The 17,503-nt window shown below is 62.9% G+C and carries 14 protein-coding genes; 9 read left to right on the top strand and 5 right to left on the bottom strand.

What is annotated here, in order from left to right; all coding sequences use genetic code 11:
* Nucleotides 1–205, bottom strand: a 205-nt coding sequence (locus tag AC54AF_RS17845; RefSeq protein WP_496637604.1) for a hypothetical protein, incomplete at its 3' end; no start/stop codon positions are given.
* 53 nt (nt 206–258) lie between these two features.
* On the opposite strand from AC54AF_RS17845, the gene AC54AF_RS17850 reads away from it, so the two are divergent.
* On the top strand, nt 259–672 hold the full coding sequence (locus tag AC54AF_RS17850) for a hypothetical protein (protein ID WP_496637605.1): 414 nt from the start codon (nt 259–261) through the stop codon (nt 670–672).
* An 81-nt stretch (nt 673–753) separates the two neighbouring features.
* Here AC54AF_RS17850 and AC54AF_RS17855 read toward each other — a convergent pair whose 3' ends face one another.
* Together AC54AF_RS17855 and AC54AF_RS17860 are read right to left on the bottom strand one after the other, a co-directional pair.
* Complete coding sequence (locus AC54AF_RS17855; protein WP_496637606.1) at nt 754–2,613, bottom strand: phytase; 1,860 nt, start codon at nt 2,611–2,613, stop codon at nt 754–756.
* Nucleotides 2,614–2,630: 17 nt separating this feature from the next.
* Complete coding sequence (locus AC54AF_RS17860) at nt 2,631–5,168, bottom strand: TonB-dependent receptor (protein WP_496637607.1); 2,538 nt, start codon at nt 5,166–5,168, stop codon at nt 2,631–2,633.
* 306 nt (nt 5,169–5,474) lie between these two features.
* Here AC54AF_RS17860 and AC54AF_RS17865 point away from each other — a divergent pair, with 306 nt between their 5' ends.
* From AC54AF_RS17865 to AC54AF_RS17890, 6 genes are all read left to right on the top strand, one after another.
* Nucleotides 5,475–6,389, top strand: coding sequence for a GGDEF domain-containing protein (locus AC54AF_RS17865; RefSeq protein WP_496637608.1), 915 nt, complete (start codon nt 5,475–5,477; stop codon nt 6,387–6,389).
* Nucleotides 6,389–7,414 (top strand): AraC family transcriptional regulator, encoded by a 1,026-nt coding sequence (locus tag AC54AF_RS17870; RefSeq protein ID WP_496637609.1) that lies wholly within the window; start codon nt 6,389–6,391, stop codon nt 7,412–7,414. Before AC54AF_RS17865 ends, AC54AF_RS17870 begins: the two co-directional genes overlap by 1 nt.
* Nucleotides 7,415–7,783: 369 nt before the next feature.
* Entirely contained in the window at nt 7,784–9,178 is a 1,395-nt protein-coding gene (locus AC54AF_RS17875; protein WP_496637610.1) for a class I SAM-dependent methyltransferase, read from the top strand.
* Nucleotides 9,179–9,180: 2 nt separating this feature from the next.
* Entirely contained in the window at nt 9,181–10,524 is a 1,344-nt protein-coding gene (locus AC54AF_RS17880) for an ATP-binding protein (RefSeq protein WP_131686631.1), read from the top strand.
* A 1-nt stretch (nt 10,525) separates the two neighbouring features.
* Nucleotides 10,526–11,623 carry a hybrid sensor histidine kinase/response regulator gene (locus tag AC54AF_RS17885; protein WP_496637611.1) on the top strand — a complete coding sequence of 366 codons (1,098 nt, stop codon included), beginning with the start codon at nt 10,526–10,528 and terminating at the stop codon, nt 11,621–11,623.
* Nucleotides 11,616–12,629: a response regulator gene (locus AC54AF_RS17890; protein WP_496637612.1), complete on the top strand. Its 1,014-nt coding sequence runs from the start codon at nt 11,616–11,618 to the stop codon at nt 12,627–12,629. The genes AC54AF_RS17885 and AC54AF_RS17890 overlap by 8 nt, the downstream gene beginning before the upstream one ends.
* 76 nt (nt 12,630–12,705) lie before the next feature.
* On the opposite strand, the gene AC54AF_RS17895 is transcribed toward AC54AF_RS17890, so the two are convergent.
* The gene (locus tag AC54AF_RS17895) at nt 12,706–13,233 is read right to left on the bottom strand and encodes an SRPBCC family protein (protein ID WP_496637613.1); all 528 of its coding nucleotides are present in this window, start codon (nt 13,231–13,233) and stop codon (nt 12,706–12,708) included.
* Between the two features lie 204 nt (nt 13,234–13,437).
* Between AC54AF_RS17895 and AC54AF_RS17900 the strand changes: the two genes are divergently transcribed.
* Together AC54AF_RS17900 and AC54AF_RS17905 are read left to right on the top strand one after the other, a co-directional pair.
* A complete protein-coding gene (locus AC54AF_RS17900) occupies nt 13,438–14,223 on the top strand; it encodes a DNA/RNA non-specific endonuclease (RefSeq protein WP_496637614.1) in 786 nt (261 codons plus the stop codon).
* Between the two features lie 21 nt (nt 14,224–14,244).
* Nucleotides 14,245–14,499: a nucleotidyltransferase family protein gene (locus tag AC54AF_RS17905; protein ID WP_035819202.1), complete on the top strand. Its 255-nt coding sequence runs from the start codon at nt 14,245–14,247 to the stop codon at nt 14,497–14,499.
* Between the two features lie 132 nt (nt 14,500–14,631).
* Here AC54AF_RS17905 and AC54AF_RS17910 read toward each other — a convergent pair whose 3' ends face one another.
* A complete protein-coding gene (locus AC54AF_RS17910) occupies nt 14,632–17,496 on the bottom strand; it encodes a M16 family metallopeptidase (protein WP_496637615.1) in 2,865 nt (954 codons plus the stop codon).
* Between the last annotated feature and the right edge of the window lie 7 nt (nt 17,497–17,503).

Raw genomic sequence — 17,503 nt, forward strand, 5'->3', positions numbered from 1 at the left:
GCCAAGCTCTATAAACTTCTGCTAAAAATAGTGTTGCCAGGTCCGCTTTGGGGCGGAAGCGGACACTACAAGTTTTATCTGTTTTGCGGATAAACGGCCCTTTCTTGCATTCATTGACATTATTAAAGACCGTAAAGTTTAATGCCATTGCTGTGCGCATTGACAATAGTTGAATGAATATGGTGAAGACAGGGTAATCCTGCATTTCTTGCTGCCTGTCGCGCCGTATATTTGCTTGTACATCAGGAGTAGTATTGAATGACTGTTTTCAGTATCGGCGAGACCAATTTTGAAGTGGATGTAGCGAAATCAAGCATTAGTCTGGAAGCTCATGACAGCGGCATGCTGGAGCTCAATATTGATATCCATGGGGATGACGATGTGTTTATGCGCTTGACTGAGCCGGAGGATGCGGAATGGTCGTGGGCGCTGTATCCGCCGGCCTTTTTCTTGCATGGCTTGCGCATTTCGGACGGGCAGGGGCGAGCGTTTGCGATCGGGATGCTGGATATGCATCCCGAGGTAGAGGAATCGGGTATCTATATGATGGAATATGGCGAGGTGTCGGCCGTCAATATCATTGAATTGTCGGCACGGCGCCTGCTTGTGTCGGGCATGGTGGACTTGTGCGGCAAGCGCCTGCCATTTCATATCGATATGCCGCGCAGATAGTATCGGGGCGGGGCTCCTCGGGATTGGAATGCGCCCATTGAGGCGCATTCCTCCGGCGGAGCCGACCCCGCCCCAGCCTGATTATTCCAGCCCCAACGCCTTCGCCACATCCCCCCACGCCACATATTTGAAATTTTGCGGCCCATCGGGCAAGCGCTTGTAGCCGTCCTGGATCACCAGCATGCCTTGCGCATACGCGCCGCCCAGGTTGGCGGACGTGACGTCGAGGCCATCCGTTTCCGAGGTGCCGTCTATGCCGGCGGGCAAGTTGAAGCCTACCTTGAAGCGCCCGCGCACCTTGTATGGCGCTTGCACGTCGAGCACCACGTAGCTGCTGTCGCCCTGGCTGGAGACGATCAGGTAGCCGGTGTCGTGCTTGGCGCCAGGCTGGCGGTAGATGGCCATGCCTTCCACGTCGGCGCTCAAGTGTGATCCCACCGGCAAGACCATCGTGAGGGTGTCCGGCTTGGCGGCGTCGGCCGAGGTGGTCCACACGCCGCGCGTTTCCTCGCCCAGGAACAATCTTGCGTTGGCGTCGTCGGCCACGCAGCCTTCCGGTTGGGTGGCAACCTTGAAGCTGCGCAAGAGGGTGGCGCTGAACTTGTTGCCTTCCAGGCCGATGCTGTATTGCTGGAAAGTGCCGTCCTTGTCGTTAATGAACGCTTGCACGCCGCCGCTGGCGGGCTGGTACAAACACATGCCGTAGATGCTTTTCAGGCCGGTAGGAAAACGGCCCGCTTCCGCCACTTCGCCGCTGGCATTGATGGTGAACAGCATCATGCTGTTGTCATCGCGCTGGGTGGCCACGGCCAGGTCGACCTTGCTGCCGCCAAGACTGATGTTCTGGCGCACGTCGACGTTATTCAGGCGGCCCACTTCCAGCAGCTGCGTCTGCTTGCCTTGCAGGTCGTAGACGAGCAACCCTTGCTTTTTGTTGGTGCCGAGGATGCGCGCGTTGGCAGGGTTGCTGGACAGCCAGATGGCCGGGTCGTCGGCCGCGTCGCCCTGGCGCGCCATCGGTTCCGTTTGCGCTTGCGGCGCGACGATGGCGACCGCAGGCTGCGTTTCCGCCTTGCCATTCCATTTCAAGGGTCGCGCTTGCCAACCGTCCTTGCCGCGCAACATCAAGGAATTTCCGTCGAGGGCCAGTTGACTGTCGCCCTTGCGCACGTTCAAGGCGACCGCTTGGGCTGGCTGCGCCGTCCATTTGCCGGTTTCATGCGCAAACAGGTGCAGCTTGTCCGCCTTGCCGTCGAGCACGGCCACGCCGCCCGGCAGCACGGCCAGCGCGCCGGCGCCGCCGTCCAGTTGGCCATACGGTTTGCGCAGGGCCACCACTTCGCGCTTGCCCATGCCTTCGGACTCGGCCTCATACGCCCACACGCCCATGTTGGCCTCGCTCACCAGCAGGCGTTGGGCGCCATCGTCGACCCGGCAATGTTTCGCGTGCGGCGGCAAGGCCAGCTTGCGCACCAGGCGGCGCTGTTCGCCCTGCATCACCCACTGTTCCGCTTGCCCATCCTTGCCGATCAAGAACAGATGGTCGAGTCGCTGGGCGTCGCGGTACAGGCACGACGCTTCCACGGAAAAGGTTGGGACGGGAAACGGCGCCAGCTTGACCAGCTTGCCGGCCTGCACATCGACGGAGACGGGCAGCGGGCGCTGCGTGTCCGCTTCCAGGAACACGGCCAGCACGCGATTGCCATCGCTGCGCGCATCGAGCTGCTTGGCGCGCACGGCGATGCGGTCCTGTTCCTGGCCGCTTGCATTGAACAGGCGCAAGCCGTGCTTGTCCAAAGTCAACCAGCCGCCGCCGGGCAGGCGGGCCAGTTCCTCGGCCTCCTGCGTGAAGGAAGGCAAAGTGTTGGCGGGAGCGGCGAAGACGGCACCGGTGGCGCAGAAGGCGGCCAGCAAGGCGCCGCAGAGTACGTTTTTTTTCATGTTAGTAGAAATCATCATCAGAAGGCGCTGGCTTTCAGGCTCACTTTGAAAGTGCGGCCATATTGTTCGTTCTGCACGTTGTATTGCTTCGTGCCCTGGTAGACATAGTATTTTTCGTTGTTCAGGTTCGCCGCCTCGAACAGTACCTGGAACTGTTTGTTGATCTGGTACGACAGCGAGAAATCGAGCTGCTTCTGGCCGGCGACGATATGGTCCTGGCTTTGATCGAGGATATCGTTGCCCATTTCCAGCAGATACGGCGACTTGTAGTTGAGGGCCAGGCGGGCGCTGACGGGGCCCGTTTCATAGCCCAGCATCAAGTTCATCACCTGGTTCGACTGGCCTGGCAGGCGGATGTCGCGGTTCATCTGTTTGTTCGTCGCCTTGTCGAAGCGGCCGATTTGCGCGCTCGACGTGCTCAGGGTGCCATTGACGCCGACGAGGAACTTGTTGAACGGCGCCGGCAGCATGCGCAGCGGCTGCATGTAGGCCAGTTCGATGCCTTTCACCTTGGCCGCGTCGCCATTCGCATATGATGTGGCCGAGGTGTAACTGGCCCACTGGCCCGTGCCGGCCAGGTTGGTCGTGTAGGTGAAATTCTTGATGTCCTTGTAGAAGCCGTAGGCGGACATCACGCCGTCATTGCCCAGCACGCGCTCGATGCCCAGGTCGAGGTTGTTCGCCTTCAGCGGTTTCAAGTCCGGGTTGCCAATCACGGCTTCCGTGTTGCTGGCCAGGCTGATGCCGGGCGCCAGCTGGCTGAAGTTGGCGCGCACGACGGCTTGCGTCCAGGCGGCCCGCACGCTGGTTTTTTGATCGACGTCATAACGGGCTTGCAGGTTCGGCAGCCAGTTGGTATACGAACGTTCGCGCGTCAAGGCCGTGGCGACGCCCGCGCTGTCCACCTGCGAGCCGGCTGCCTCAAAGCTGGTGCGTTCGGCGCGCACGCCGCCGAGGATGTGCCAGGCGTCGAAGTCGTAGCTGTTCTGCACATACATGGCGTTGATGTCTTCATGCATGCGGTAGTCGTTGATGATGGACTCGGTAGCCAGGCGTGCCTTGGCGCGGTCCAGGCCCGCCACGCGGGCGCGGATGAGAGACGGGTCCAGCGCCACGCCGATGTTGCCCAGGTCATAGTCGAGATTATGGCCTTGCACGAAGTTGCTCATCGAGGTCGAGCCGGCGCCCCAGTAATTGCCGCTCGACGCCTTGCTGCTGTTATACGCCCATTGATCCGTGTCATTGGTTTTTTCGCGGCGGCTGACTTTGGCGCCGAATTTCAGGGTGGCGATGTCGAACTTGCGCGCCAGGTCGATGCGCGCGTGGTGTTCATTGTCCTTCGAGTAGCGCTTTTGCAGGGTGATGGCGTTGAGCGCGTAGCTGGCCGGATCGTACAGCGAGGCGGGGCCGCTCAATGTCGGCTCTTGCGTATCCGTGAAACGGATGCCGGCGAAATTGCTGAGGCCGCGGAAACGGCCATCGTTCAAGGATTCCGGCGTGTCTTCCGTGGCGCGGCTCAGGCCGCCTTTCACGTCCAGCGTCCAGTCGCCCGATTTCTGCTGCGTGCCCAGCACCAGCGAGCGCACTTGCTGCGTGTACTTGCGCTGGCGGATGCGGCGCTCGGCGCGCGCGCTGGCCGTGGCTCCTTCGGCCAGGCTGCCGCCCGCGATATTGCTGATGGTCAGGCGGTCGCGCACTTCATCATCGGAAAACTCGCTGACGAAGGAGCGCAAGAACCAGCTGTTGCCCGCTTCGGGGCGGTAATCGAGGTTGACGGCCAGGGCGCCGCGCTTGCGCACGGGCAGGTAGTCGCGCAATTCCAAGCCTGACAATTTGCCCTTGCTCCAGGCGCCGCCCGTTTCCACGTCATCCGAACCGAACGAGCGCTTTTCCGCGCTCAGGCCGGCTGCCACGCCCAGCTTGCCGTCGAGGAAGCGCTGGGCCCACAGGGCGCCGCCGCTGGGGCTGGTCTTGCCCGTCTTTTCGTCGTAGCTGGCGCCGACGTTGGCCGACAGCAGCTTGCCCGGCAAGTCGAAGGCGGACAGCGATTTGACTTCGACGGTGGCGCCCAGCGAATTGGCGTCCATTTCCGGCAGCAAGGTTTTCGACACTTCCAGCGTGCGGATCAGGCCGGCAGGCAGGATGTCGAGCGCCACGGCGCGGCGGCCCGCTTCCGGCGACGGCACCAGCGCGCCGTTGATGGTGACGGCATTCAGGTCCGGGCCCAGGCCGCGCACCGTGATGTAGCGGCCTTCGCCTTGGTCGCGCTGCACGGACACGCCCGGCAAGCGGGCCAGCGCCTCGGCCGCGTTTTTATCGGGCAAGCCGCCGATATCGTCGCTGCTGATGACGCTGATGATGTTGTCGGCTTTCTCTTGCGCCGCGATGGCGTTGCGCAGGCTGGCGCGCTGGCCGCTGACGACCACGGTGGCCGCCGGCTGGCCATCCGCCGCTTGCGCTTGCGCGTGGCTGTGGCCGCTGAAGACGGCCGTGATGCCGAGGGCCAGGGCCGTCAGGCGCAGCGGGGAGGGGAACGATGTGTGCATGGTTTTCATGAAGAGCTCGGTTAGGGGTAAGGAACCGGGCGGATTCTAGGCAGCAAATATGACGGTTGCGTGACAGGGCCGGGCTTGTCACCCTGAAAACAACGGCCTGCAGCCACTTTCCTGCAGGAATGGCAAGGCCATGAGCTGAAATGACCTGCCGGCTGTGGGCGCATGGCGGGCGGCATGCCGGAATTGCGTGTGGCTGCATGCGAATGGTGAGCCGTTTGCACCTGCCGCGCGGGCGCGGCGCATGTCATCGTGCCGTCATGGGCAGGCGCTATCGTGGCGACAGCACCACTTTTAAAGGTTCCCCACATGCTGCCGTTGCACCGTAACAGCCTGATCGCCGCCGCGCTGGCCTTGCCCCTGTTCTTGTTCCTGTACACCACGCTGGGGCAGCTTAAACCGTTTGCCATCTGGAAGTGGATGGATATCGTCTGCGAAGGCGGCACGGCCGTCATGGCGGGCATCTGGTTCTTGTTTACCCTTAGCAGCCGTCCGCGCGGCCGGGTAACGAGTCTGATCGCCGGCGGCCTGTGCGCCATCATGCTGGGGTCCTGGGCCGATTGCCTGGATGAATTTTTTGCCGTCGATAAGAGTGCCGTGTGGGATAACTGGCTGGAAGGCCTGATTCCGTTTGGCATGCTGCTGCTGACGATCGGCATGTATTACTGGCGCCAGGAACAGTTCCGCCTGAACGAACACCTGCAAAAGCGCGAACGCCTGTTCCGCGACCACCGCGCCTTCGACCGCATCACGCAGCTGGCCGACGCCAGCTACCTGCGCACGCAGATGCGCCTGGAGCAGGAGCGCCGGCCCGGCCTCGATTGCGCGCTGGTCTTGCTCGACATCGACAGTTTTCACCTGATCAACCGCGAGTACGGCCACCGTGAAGGCGACCGCGTGCTGCAAGCCGTGGGCCACATGCTGCTGCTGAACTTGCGCAATGACGATTTGCTGTGCCGCTATGCGGGCGACCGCTTCGCCGTGCTGATGCCGGGCGTGTCGCGCGAGGATGCTGCCGTGAAGGCGCGCCACCTGTGCGCCATGGTGGGGCAGATGCGCCATCACGCCAACGACAACCGCGAAATCCGCCTGAGCTTGCGGCACGCGTGCTCGCTCACCGATGGGGTGCCGGAAGTAGTGCTTGCCGAGCTGAGCCGGGCCGTGGAAACGCCGGGCCGCAGCGCCGGTCCCATTCCCAGGGCCGGCACCGCCGCGCCTGCCTGATGCCGCTGAATCAGCAGGGCGACCCCAGCATCGCGGCCCATCACCAGCCGGCGCTGGTGCTCGATTACGCGCGCAGCCGCGAACTGGCTGTGGCGCCGCTGCTCAAGGGCACGGGCCTCGATGGCGGCGCGCTGCCGTCCGCCGAAAGCCAGGTCAGCGCCGCGCAATTCCTGCAATTGCTGGCCAACGTGGCGCGCGGCCTGGACAGTGCCGACACGAGCTTCATGCTGGGCCAGCAAATGCTGCCCGGCCATTACGGCGCGGCCAGCCACGCCTTGCTGCAGGCGCAGAATCTGCGCCAGGCCTTGACCATCCTGTGCGATTTTCATACCTTGCTGTGCCCGCTGCTGCAACCGCGCTTGCGCGAAGCGGGCGACATGCACGTGCTGTACTGGGTCGATGCGTTCGGCGCGCCCAGCCAGCTGCCGTTTCTGGTGGAAATGCACATGACGGCGCTGGCGGCCATGTGTCGCTGGCTGGCGGGCGCATCTTTGCCGTGGCGCTTCTGCTTCAACCGCGCGCGGCCCCGTCATGTGGAGCAGCATGAAGTGCACCTGGGCCAGGCGCTGCGTTTCGATTGCCAGGTCGACGCCATGCTCATCGATTCCAGCTGGCTCGACAAGTCCTGGCCGCGCGGAAATGCCACGGCGGCCGCGCTGGCCTTGCGCGCGGCGGACCTGGCGCCCGTGCCTGCCGCCAGCCTGCTCGGCGCGCTGTACGATTACCTGCTGGCGAACATTCGTTGCGCGCCCACGCTGGAGCGCACGGCGCAGGAGTTCGGCGTCAGTCCTGCCACCCTGAAACGCCATCTGGCGCGCCATGGCACGCATTTCCAGGCCGAACTGGACCAGGTGCGCGCGCACAAGGCGATTTATCTGTTCCAGGCGCATGGCTACGACAACGACGCCGTGGCCGCCTACCTTGGCTTTCATGATGCCACCAACTTCCGCCGCTCGTTCAAGCGCTGGACGGGGCAAACGCCACAGTTGCTGCGTCACGCGCTGGCCTTGTTTGTGGCTGGTTGAGAACGCCGATCAAAACCTACTGCGCGTCGATATAGGCGGCCTGCGATGCTCACCGTACCTTCGTACGGTTGCGCTTCTTAGCCACCTCTCTCTTCCGCTCGCTACGGTTTTGATGGGCGTCACCCATTCCATGTGGGTGGCGTGGGTTTTGTTGGGCGTTGCGCGCCAGCGCCACGGACTGTCGTTCCAGCGGGAACAATTGCCCGTTCTGCCACATCCATAGTACACTCGATCAGAGAGCGGACAGACGCGCTTTGAGGCGCTCCGGCACGGCGGCAGACGACCGGTGTGCCGTGCCTTAACCCCGCCTGGAAATCGGCGCGCCCAGCGTGGTGCGCCGGAAACCGGGCAACTTGATAATGCTCAATCGTGTATTCACAATCGCAGATCGATCCAGTCGTCAGTTTCCGCAACACCCAGGGTGAGGCGGTGCGCGGCACGATTTTCAACTTGCAGCGCAATTCGCTGGTCATGGAAATCTACAACCCATATTCGATTGTGCAGGTCAGCGAGGTGCTCAATGACGTGACGGTGCGCATGGGGGCGAAAAACGCCTACGTGGGCAAGGCCGTCGTCATCAGCAGCGTCAACACGGGCCTGACCGCCATCGTTTCCGTGACCCTGATCGACGAGTGGCGCGAGCTGAGCGACGTGGTCGTCGTCAAGGGCGCCGTGGCGAAAGAGTCCAGCGCCTTTGTCGCTGGCTGGGGCGAGCGCTTCCGCATCCGCCGCGACTACCAGATCGTCGTCAATGAAATGCGCGCCTTTTTGTCGGAAGTGGCGCGCTGGGTCGAGCAGGTCGACTTGTCGGACTCGCTACCCAAGGAAAACGGCCGCCTGCGCCCCGATATCTTCGATGAACTGGCCTTGCCGCTGATGGAGCAGACCCAGCTGTATCTGCGCCAGCTCGAGGTGGAAGCGTCGCTCGTCGAGGAAGAGCGGGCGCCGGCCCATCGGGCCTTCGCCCAGGCGGCCTTGCACCCGTTGATACTGCGCGCGCCCTTCGTCTTCCGCACGTTTACCAAACCGCTCGGCTACGCGGGCGATTACCAGATGGTCAACCAGTTGCTGGACGATCCGCGCCAGGGCCCGAGCACGTATTTTCAGATCGTCAATGCGGCCTTCCTGCAGGCGGCCGTCGCGACGGCGCACCGCAACCGCATCGATATCCTGACGGAATTTTTGGCGCAGAAGGCGGCTGCGGCGCGTGCGGCAGGGCGTGTGTATAAAGTGCTCAACGTGGGCTGCGGCCCGGCCATTGAGGTGCAGCGCTTTCTCGAGACCTGCCCCGATGCGCAGTGGCTGGCCTTCGAGCTGGTCGACTTCAGCAGCGAGACCCTGGACTGGACGCGCGCGCGCCTGACCAGCATCATGCAGCGCACGGGGCGCGTGGTCGAGATCGATTATGTGCACGACTCCGTGCATAACCTGCTCAAGCGCCGCCACGGCGCGGGTATCACTGGCTTGCCCGGCAGTTTCGACGCCGTGTATTGCGCCGGCCTGTTCGACTATCTGTCCGACAAGGTGTGCGCGCGCCTGCTGATGCATTTCGCTTCGCGCGTGGGACCGGGTGGACGCTTGCTCGTCACGAATGTGCATGCGGACAATCCGGGCAAGTTCGGCATGGAGCATCTGCTGGAATGGCATTTGATCTATCGCAATGAAGCGGGCCTGTCGGCCTTGCTGCCCGAGCACGCCATGGATCCGCTGATCTATGTCGACGCCACGGGCGTGAATGTGTTTGCGGAAGTGAGCATTCCTTGATGATGGATACTCCAGGCCTGCACGCCGGCTACTCGGCCGTTTTGCGCGACTTCCGCCTGGAATTCAGCCGCGGCGGGGCCTACACGGGCATCGTGCTGATCCTGCTGGGCATGGGCCTCGATTCGGCCCTGTATCCGGACAAGCAGTCGGCCTTCACCGGTGCGCGCATCGTTGTATCGGTGCTGATTTTTTGCGTCGTGCTGGCCATGCGCACGCGCTGGGCGCAAGACCGCATCCAGGGCTTGACCTTTGTCTGGCTGATCCTGCCGCAAATCATGATCGCCTGGATGATCGCCGTCACGGAAGGCGCCACCTCGATCTATTACGTGGGCATGACCCTGGCCATTTATTCGTCGGGCATCGTGCTGGCCTTCGGCTTGTGGCAAAACATGGTCTTCGGCGCCATTTCATGCCTGCTGTACGTGGCCGCCTGCGCCTGGCATGCGGGTGGCTTCGACTTGCCGGGCACGTTTGTCGTCAACTGTTTGTTCCTCATCATGTCGGCCAGCATCAGCGCCGTGTTTACCTATTTCAATGAGCGTGCCCGCTTCATGTTGTTTCAGCTGAAGGCGGAAGTGGCGCAAAAGAATACGCAGCTGGAAGAAACCAACAAAAGCCTGGCCGATATCAAGGGACAGATGCTGCAGCAGGAAAAAATGGCCGCTCTCGGCACTCTGGCCGCCGGCATGTTGCATGAAGTGAACAACCCCGTGAATTTCTGCATGATGGCCATCGAGGTGGCCATCGAAGACCCGGCCGCCAGGCAAAGCGCGCTGGTCAGCGAATGTCTGGCCGACGCCAAGCAGGGCATGTTGCGCGTGCAGCACATCGTGTCGGACTTGAAGACCTTTGCCTACCGCAAGAGCGGCAACCAGCTGGAAACGGGACATTTCCAGTTCCGCAGCGCGCTCGACGCGGCCATCCGCCTGGTGGGGCATGAAACGAAAAATGTCAGCATCAGCCACGACTTGCCGGTCGACACCCTGGTGCGCGGCGACGAGGCGGCTATCGTGGGCGTGCTGATCAACTTGCTGGGCAATGCCGTGCTGTCCATGCGCAAGGGCAATGCGCCGCCGTTCGAGATCCGCATCACGGCCCACTGGGATGACAACCGCCTGCGCATCAGCGTGCGCGACAACGGCCCCGGCATCGCCCCGGAAAACCTGGCGCGCGTCTTCGAACCGTTCTTTACCACGCGCGAAGTGGGGCAGGGCCTGGGCCTGGGCCTGAGCATCAGCTATGGCGTGATCGAGCGCCACGGCGGTACCCTCAGCGCCGAAAGCGAGCTGGGCGAATGGGCCAGCATGAATTTCGACCTGCAGCGCTCCGATTGGGAGGGCCGCTAGCATGGATAACGATAGCCGCGCCAGCGTGCTGTACGTGGACGATGAAGCGCTCGCCTGCAAGTATTTCGAGCGCGCCGTCGGGCCCCGCTACCGCGTGCTGACGGCGCAGAGCGTCGACGCGGCGCTCGCCTTGCTGGAAGACGAAGCGGGCCAGATCGACGTGCTCGTCACCGATTACCGCATGCCGGACCGCCTGGGCAGCGAGCTGCTGCAGGAAGTGGCGCAGCGCTATCCGCACATCGTCTGCATGCTCGTCACCGCCTATGCGGACAAGGACGTGCTGCTGGAACTGATCAACGGCGGCGCGCTGTTCCGCCTGCTGGAAAAGCCGCTCGACCTGGCCGCCATGCAAACGGCGCTGCAGCTGGCCGTGCAGACGGGACGCGAGCGCGCCGCGCGCCGCCAGGGCCTGGTGGCGATAGAGGAATCGCTGGCCTTCCTTGCGCATGAATTGAACACGCCGCTGGCGGCCATCGCCAATTTTGCGCGCGGCATTGCGCGGCGCGCGCAGGCGGACGCCGCACCGCAGGCCGAGATCGGCGAAGCGGCCGCCTTGATGCACGACAATGCGCGCTATTGCCTGTCTGTCCTGGCCAGCTTTATCGACACGGTGCGCCTGGCCAGCGCCGGTCCGGGCATGCAGGGCGGACGCCGCGCCGGCAGCGCCCACCAGTTGCTGACCGCCTTGCTCGACAGCTATCCCTTGAGCACGGCCCAGCGCGCCGCCATCACGGTCGACGTGGGCGACGATTTCTCCATTGCCGAGTCGCCCAATTGCGTCGCCCTGATCTTGTCGTCCGTGCTGGCGAACGCCTTGCGCTCGGCCGGCGAGCAAGCCCATCCGGCGATCGGCATCCGTATCGACGCCGGCCGTATCGCGGTGCGCGACAACGGCGCCGGCATCGCCCCCGAGATAGTCGAACAGCTGTTGATCGACCCCGTCAGTGCCGGCGGCGGCGAAGGCAAGGGCTGGGGTATGGTGTTTTGCCACCGCATGATGCAGTCGTTCGGCGGCAACCTCGATATCGCCACCGAGTTTGGCACTTCCACCACGGTAACCCTGAATTTTCCAGTACATATAAGGAACGAGCATGATTGACGCCAATCTGCGTTTACCGGCTCAGCGTGAGCCGGTGCAAGGCTTGCCGACGATACTCTATGTCGATGACGAGGCCAACGCCCTCAAATACTTCCAGCGCGCCATCGCGCCGCTGGCCGACGTGTTGACGGCCACGTCGGTCGAGGAAGGCAAGCGCATCCTCGACGAGCAGGCCGACCGCATCGCCGTGCTGGTATCGGACCAGCGCATGCCCGGCGCCTACGGCAACGAATTGCTGTCGTATTGCTGGGACCGCCATCCGCACATCGTGCGCATTCTGACCACCGCGTATTCCGAGCTGGAGCACACGGTGGAAGCCGTCAACCAGGGGCAGATCCACCGCTACATCCAGAAGCCGTGGGATATTGCGGCCCTGCGCATGGAATTGAAGCAGGCGCTGGAACTGGCGCGGCTGCGCAACGAGCACGCCCAGTTGCTGCGCGAAAAGCTGATGGTGCGCCAGCGGCAAGCCGTCGCCAACCGCATCGGCACCCTGTACGCCCTGTGCGCCAGCCTGGCCGGTCCGGAACAGCAATTGCCCGTGGAAGCGTATTTGTCGGCGGCCCTGACGGCCGGCGTCACGCCGCCCGAGCCGGACTGGCTGCTGATGGATTATGCCGACCTGGTCAGTTCGGAAGCCTTCCGCGGCACGGCTTTTGCCGCCGCCGTGCGCCAGCAGCTCGACACGCTCGAGCGCGAGTATCCGGGGCGTGGCGTGGCGCAGGCGATCGACATGCTGCTGCCCGTGTTTGGCGCGGCGCTGCAAAACCACGGCGGCACGGCGCTGTTCCTCGACGGCCGGCTGTTGACGGAATTCCTGGAAACGCCGACCACCACGCCCGTCTCGTCCATCCACTCGTTCTGGCTGGCCAGCTTGCTGTGGCTGGCGCGGCGCGGCTGGTCCTTGCAGCTCAATAAGACGGAGCTGGGCTTGCAGGGCAAGGTGGTGCAGGCTGAACCGGCGCTCACGCCGGACCACCTGGCGGCCTGGATCGAGCAGTTCTGAGCAGGCCGTCCCTCAGGGGGCGGCGCCAACTAAAACAGGGCCGCGCTGGCCCCGTTTCTGCTTGCCGCGCGTCGGCTTAGCGCTCCGCTGCCGCCTTCAGGTTGTTCAAGCCCTTCTCGAAATCCTTGCCGATCATCCTGTCCATGCTGACGAAGACCGTCATGACCTTGCTGACGTAAGGGCTGGGGCCTGTCATGGTCCAGTTCACCTTGGTGCTGTCGCCTTCGGGCGCCATGGTAAAGGTGGTGGTGTTGTGGCTTTCAAACGGCTTGAGGAAGTCCAGCTTGATGACAGTGCGCTCGGGCTGGGCCGCTTCCGTGATTTCCATGCGGCCGGCACCCACCTTGTCATTGCCCGTCCAGGCATACTGGGCGCCAAGTCCACTGGCCGGACCTGTAAACGTGCGGCGCATGGCCGGATCGAGCTTTTCCCACGGCGACCAGGCGGCCCAGAAGCGGAAGTCCGTGATCAGGGCGGCGATCTTCTCGGGCGGCGCCTTGATGGTGATTTCGCGCTGGACACTGAAGGTGTCGGGTTTGGTGGTGGCATAGCCGAGGATGGCGGCGACGACGACAACGATCAGCAGCAGGGTTTTTTTGATCATATGCTCTCCAAATCTTGAATGGTCGATGCGAACGAATCAAGGCAATCTTAGCAGATATGAATCGCTGTGCGCGGCCTGTTGGCCTTTATTTGCGCAGGGCCGCCTGCCCGCCCGTTTTGCGGCGCGCACGCCAGGTTTGTGCCGGTTGGTGCTGAGGGCCGGCGTCCGCTAGAATGCTGGCCTGCAAAGATTTCAGAGGGAAATATGATTCAACGATCGATCGCCAGGCTGACCCTGGCGTGCGGCTTGCTGGCTTCCGCCTTTGCCGCGAACCTGGCGCATGCCGATGCCTGTCCTGCCCATTACGTGGATGGCCGCAAGCCGGAAATCACCAACCCCAAGCTGGACGTGGCGACCAAAGAGCTGTGCTACAACGTGTTTGGCGTGATGCATTCGGGGATCACGCGCACGCCGCTGTGGTCGGCGGAACACCTGACGGCGAACAACCTGGAAGCGGCGCAGGACTTGTCGCGCGAAAATTCCTTCCATGCCGAACGCAAGCTGCCCGCCGCCCAGCGCGCCGAACTGGCCGACTATGCGCGCAGCGGCTTCGACCGTGGCCACATGGCGCCGAACGGCGACATGCCGGACCGCCAGAGCCAGCGCGACAGCTTTACCCTGGCCAACATGGTGCCGCAGGACGCGCGCAACAACCGCTATGTGTGGGCCGGCATCGAGGGCGCCGTGCGCAAGATGGCGAAGAAAGAGGGCGACCTGTATGTGATCACGGGACCGGCTTTTATCGGCGGCAACCTGCGCAAGGTGGGAAGAGTCATTGTGCCCAGCCATCTGTACAAGGCCGTGTACAGCCCGCGCCAGCGCGCCGGCGCCGCCTACTTCATTGAAAACGTCGATACCAAGCAATATGAAGTGCTGAGCATTGCGCAACTGGAAGACAGGATAGGCATCGATCTGTTACCGTCGCTGACGCGCCAGCAAAAACTGCGCATGCTGAGTTTGCCGAAGATCAATAGCAAGTCCAGGAAATAAGACCGTCAAAAAGGAAATCCCATGTGCGCAAAAAAATTCGTCCCCTACGCCAATGAAAGCGATGTGCTGGAAATTGGCAATCTGAGCATCGAAAACCGGATCGACCGCATCAGCATCAGCGGCGACATCGACCTGACCCTGGACAAGCCTGGCCTGGCCCTGGCCAAGCAGCTGCAAAAACTGCTGGCCGATGTGGTGGCCCAGCTGGAAAAGCAGGAATTGCCCGACCAACTGCCGCCGCCTGAAGTGACGTCGGTGGCCAATCCGTTCGAGTGACGCCGGGGGGAAGTTTACCGTGCCGCTTTGGCGGCGCGATAGTAGCCAGTCCGGCTGAGCTACTCCGGCACCGAATACCAGATCAACCTTGTCCCATGCAGCTTGTCGGACAAGGTTGATCTGGCAAAACGCTTACTTCGCGAACGCCTGCGCCGCCGGCGTTACTGTGACGGCTGCGGGCTTGATGTCCAGCTTCATCGCGCCGATGACCTTGTCTTCATCGAGCAGGGACTGCGGCTTGTTGCCGTCGTACTTGATGGGAGAGAACGCGTCGCTGACGAGCTTTTCCTTCAGCCCGGCCGCATCCTTGGCGACGATCACCACGGACAGGTTCTTCGCCGACAGATGCTGTTTGATGGCGCGGTTGACGTCCGCCACCGTCAGTGTCGACAAGCCATCGCGCATCAGCTTGGTGAACTCGGGCGTGCCATACCATTGCGAATCGAGCGCATAACCGAGTTGCTGGTCCTGCGTCGAGGTCATGACGAAGACGTTTTTCATCAGGTAGTCGCGCGTGGTGGCGAACTCGTCCTGCGTCAAGCCGTTGTCGATGAGCTTGCCCAATTCCGTCAGGGCCACGCGCAGGGCGAAGTGGGCGTTGTCGGGCGCCACGGGGCGGATCCAGATTTCGAACAGCTGCGCCTTGCGGCCCAGGTTCGGATTCGGGAAGAATTGATACATGCCGCGCGGGAAGGCTTCAATATACGCGTAATCGCCGTAGTTCATGCCGCGGATTTCACGGATGCGCTGGTACAGGTAGGAGTTCGAGGCACGGTGTTCGCCCAGCCAGGTTTTCGCCAGCCACAGGGCGGGGAAGTCCGGGTGCGTGCGCGTCACCTCCAAAGGCAGGCCGAAGGAAATGGCCGTGGCGCGCGTGTTTTTCTCGATGATTTCCACTTCCAGGCCCTGCGCCTTGCGGCCCGCTGGCTTCACGGTGGCCGGCAAGCCGGGGCCGGCCGGCAGTTTGCCGAGTGCCTGCGTCAGCGAGGCCGTCATGGCGTCGGACACGTCGCCGGAAATGCCCACCTTGACGGCGCCTTGCGCATACGCGCTCTTCCAGAACTGTTTCACATCGTCGAGGGTGATGGCGTCGATGCCGGCGACCGTGCCCAGCACCGGGTGGCCGTACGGCGTGCCCGCGTAGACATTGGTTTGCAGGCGTTCCTTGGCGAATTCCTCTTCGTTATTGTCCTTCAGGTCCAGCAGCAGCGCGTTCTTTTGCGCATCCTTCAGGCGGCGGAAGTCGTCTTCGCGCAAACCCGGCGAGAGCAGCAGCGGCAGGGCGATGGCGTTGAACTGGGTCCAGTTATCCTTGTGGATGGAGCCCGTAAACGTCGTCATTTCCTTGTCCGTCTGCTGGGAAAAACTGCCGGCCAGCGGGAACAGGGCCTGGTTGACTTCGTCGATCTTGCGCTCGGACGAACCGCCCGACGCCACCATGGCGGCCGTCAGCGCGGCCAGGCCTTCCTTGCCTTTGGGGTCTTGCGCGGAGCCGGCCGTAAACAGCAGCTTGTAGCGGATTTGCGGCAGCGCAGACTTTTGCACCAGCACGTCGAACTTCGCGTTCGAGGCGGCTGGCAGCAGGCTGGCCAGTGTCGGCGTGGTGGCGATGGCGGCCGCCATCGGCTGGTGCGACAGGGTGGTCACCACCAGGCCGTCGTCCGTCAGGTATTTGCGCGCAGCCGCCTGCAGGTCGGCCGGCGTGAGCGTATCGATCAGGCGGTAGTACTGGTTGATGGTGGCGTACGAGCGGTCGAAATGCACGAAGGAAGCCAGGGTGCCGGCGATCTGCTCCGTGTTGTCGAGCGAGCGGATCAAGCCATATTTTTCAGCCGACTTGGCGTCCGCCAGGTCTTTGTCGCTGACGGGCGTGTCGCGCAGCCGCGCCACGGTGGCCAGGATGGCGTCGCGCACGTAGACGGCGTCATCGATGTTTTTCACGCGCGCGCCCAGCACGGCCAGGGTCGGGTCGACCCGCTCCGGCGTCATGTCGAACAGCTGGTCGACCTTTTGCTCGTTCTGCACCAGGCGCTTGTACAGCGGCGAGGTGCGGCCGAACGACAGCGACAGCAGGGTTGCCAGCGCGGCCTGGTCCTTGTCCTTGACGGAAAAAGCGGGCGCGTGGAAGCCCACGGCTACCCACGGCAGGGTCGGCGTGGGCCAGGCCACGTGCTTGTAGACGGGGCCACGCGGCGCGGGTTCCACGGGGACGGCCGCCTGCTGCTTGCCGCGCTGCCAGCTGCTCCAGTATTTTTCCACCAGTGCGATGGCTTGCTGCGGTTCCACGTCGCCGGCGATGATGATGGTGGTGCGCTCGGGACGGTACCAGCGGTCGAAGAAGAGCTTCGAATACGCATACTGGTTCGGCATGTCTTCGATGTCCTGGATGAAACCCATCGTCGTGTGCTTGTAGGTATGCGTCGTGTAGGCGCTGTCGCGCATCACTTCGAACAGTTTCGAGACGGGATTGGCGCTGTTCTTGTTGTACTCGCCCAGCACGGCCCGCGATTCCGTCTTGAACGCGTCTTCCGCATAGTCGAGGTGCTGGAAGCGGTCCGCTTCCACCTTCAGCACGGTTTCCAGGTCCTGCTTGGCAAACGTCGTGTGGTAATTGGTCAGGTCGTCGCTCGTATACGCATTCTGGCGCGCGCCGGCGCGGGTGATGACTTCCTGGTATTTCTCGGGCGGATAAGCCTTGGTGCCGCGGAACATCATGTGCTCGAAAAAGTGGGCAAAGCCGGACTTGCCCGGCTCGACTTCATTGCGCGAACCCGTCTGCACGGGAATCTGCAGCGAAACGAGGTTCGGGAAGCCGGTCGGCACGATGATGATTTTCAAGCCATTGGCCAGGGTCTTTTCCGTCGCCTTGAACGGCAGCAAATCGGCCTTGCTGGCGGCAGCGCTTTGGGCAGCGGCCGGTTTGACGGGCGCGGCGCCCAGGTTCGACGCGGCCATGGCCGACAGGGTCAGGGCGAAAGCGGGTAATAAAACAGGCATGATTCTT

The sequence above is a fragment of the Janthinobacterium sp. JF4 genome (assembly GCF_059617925.1).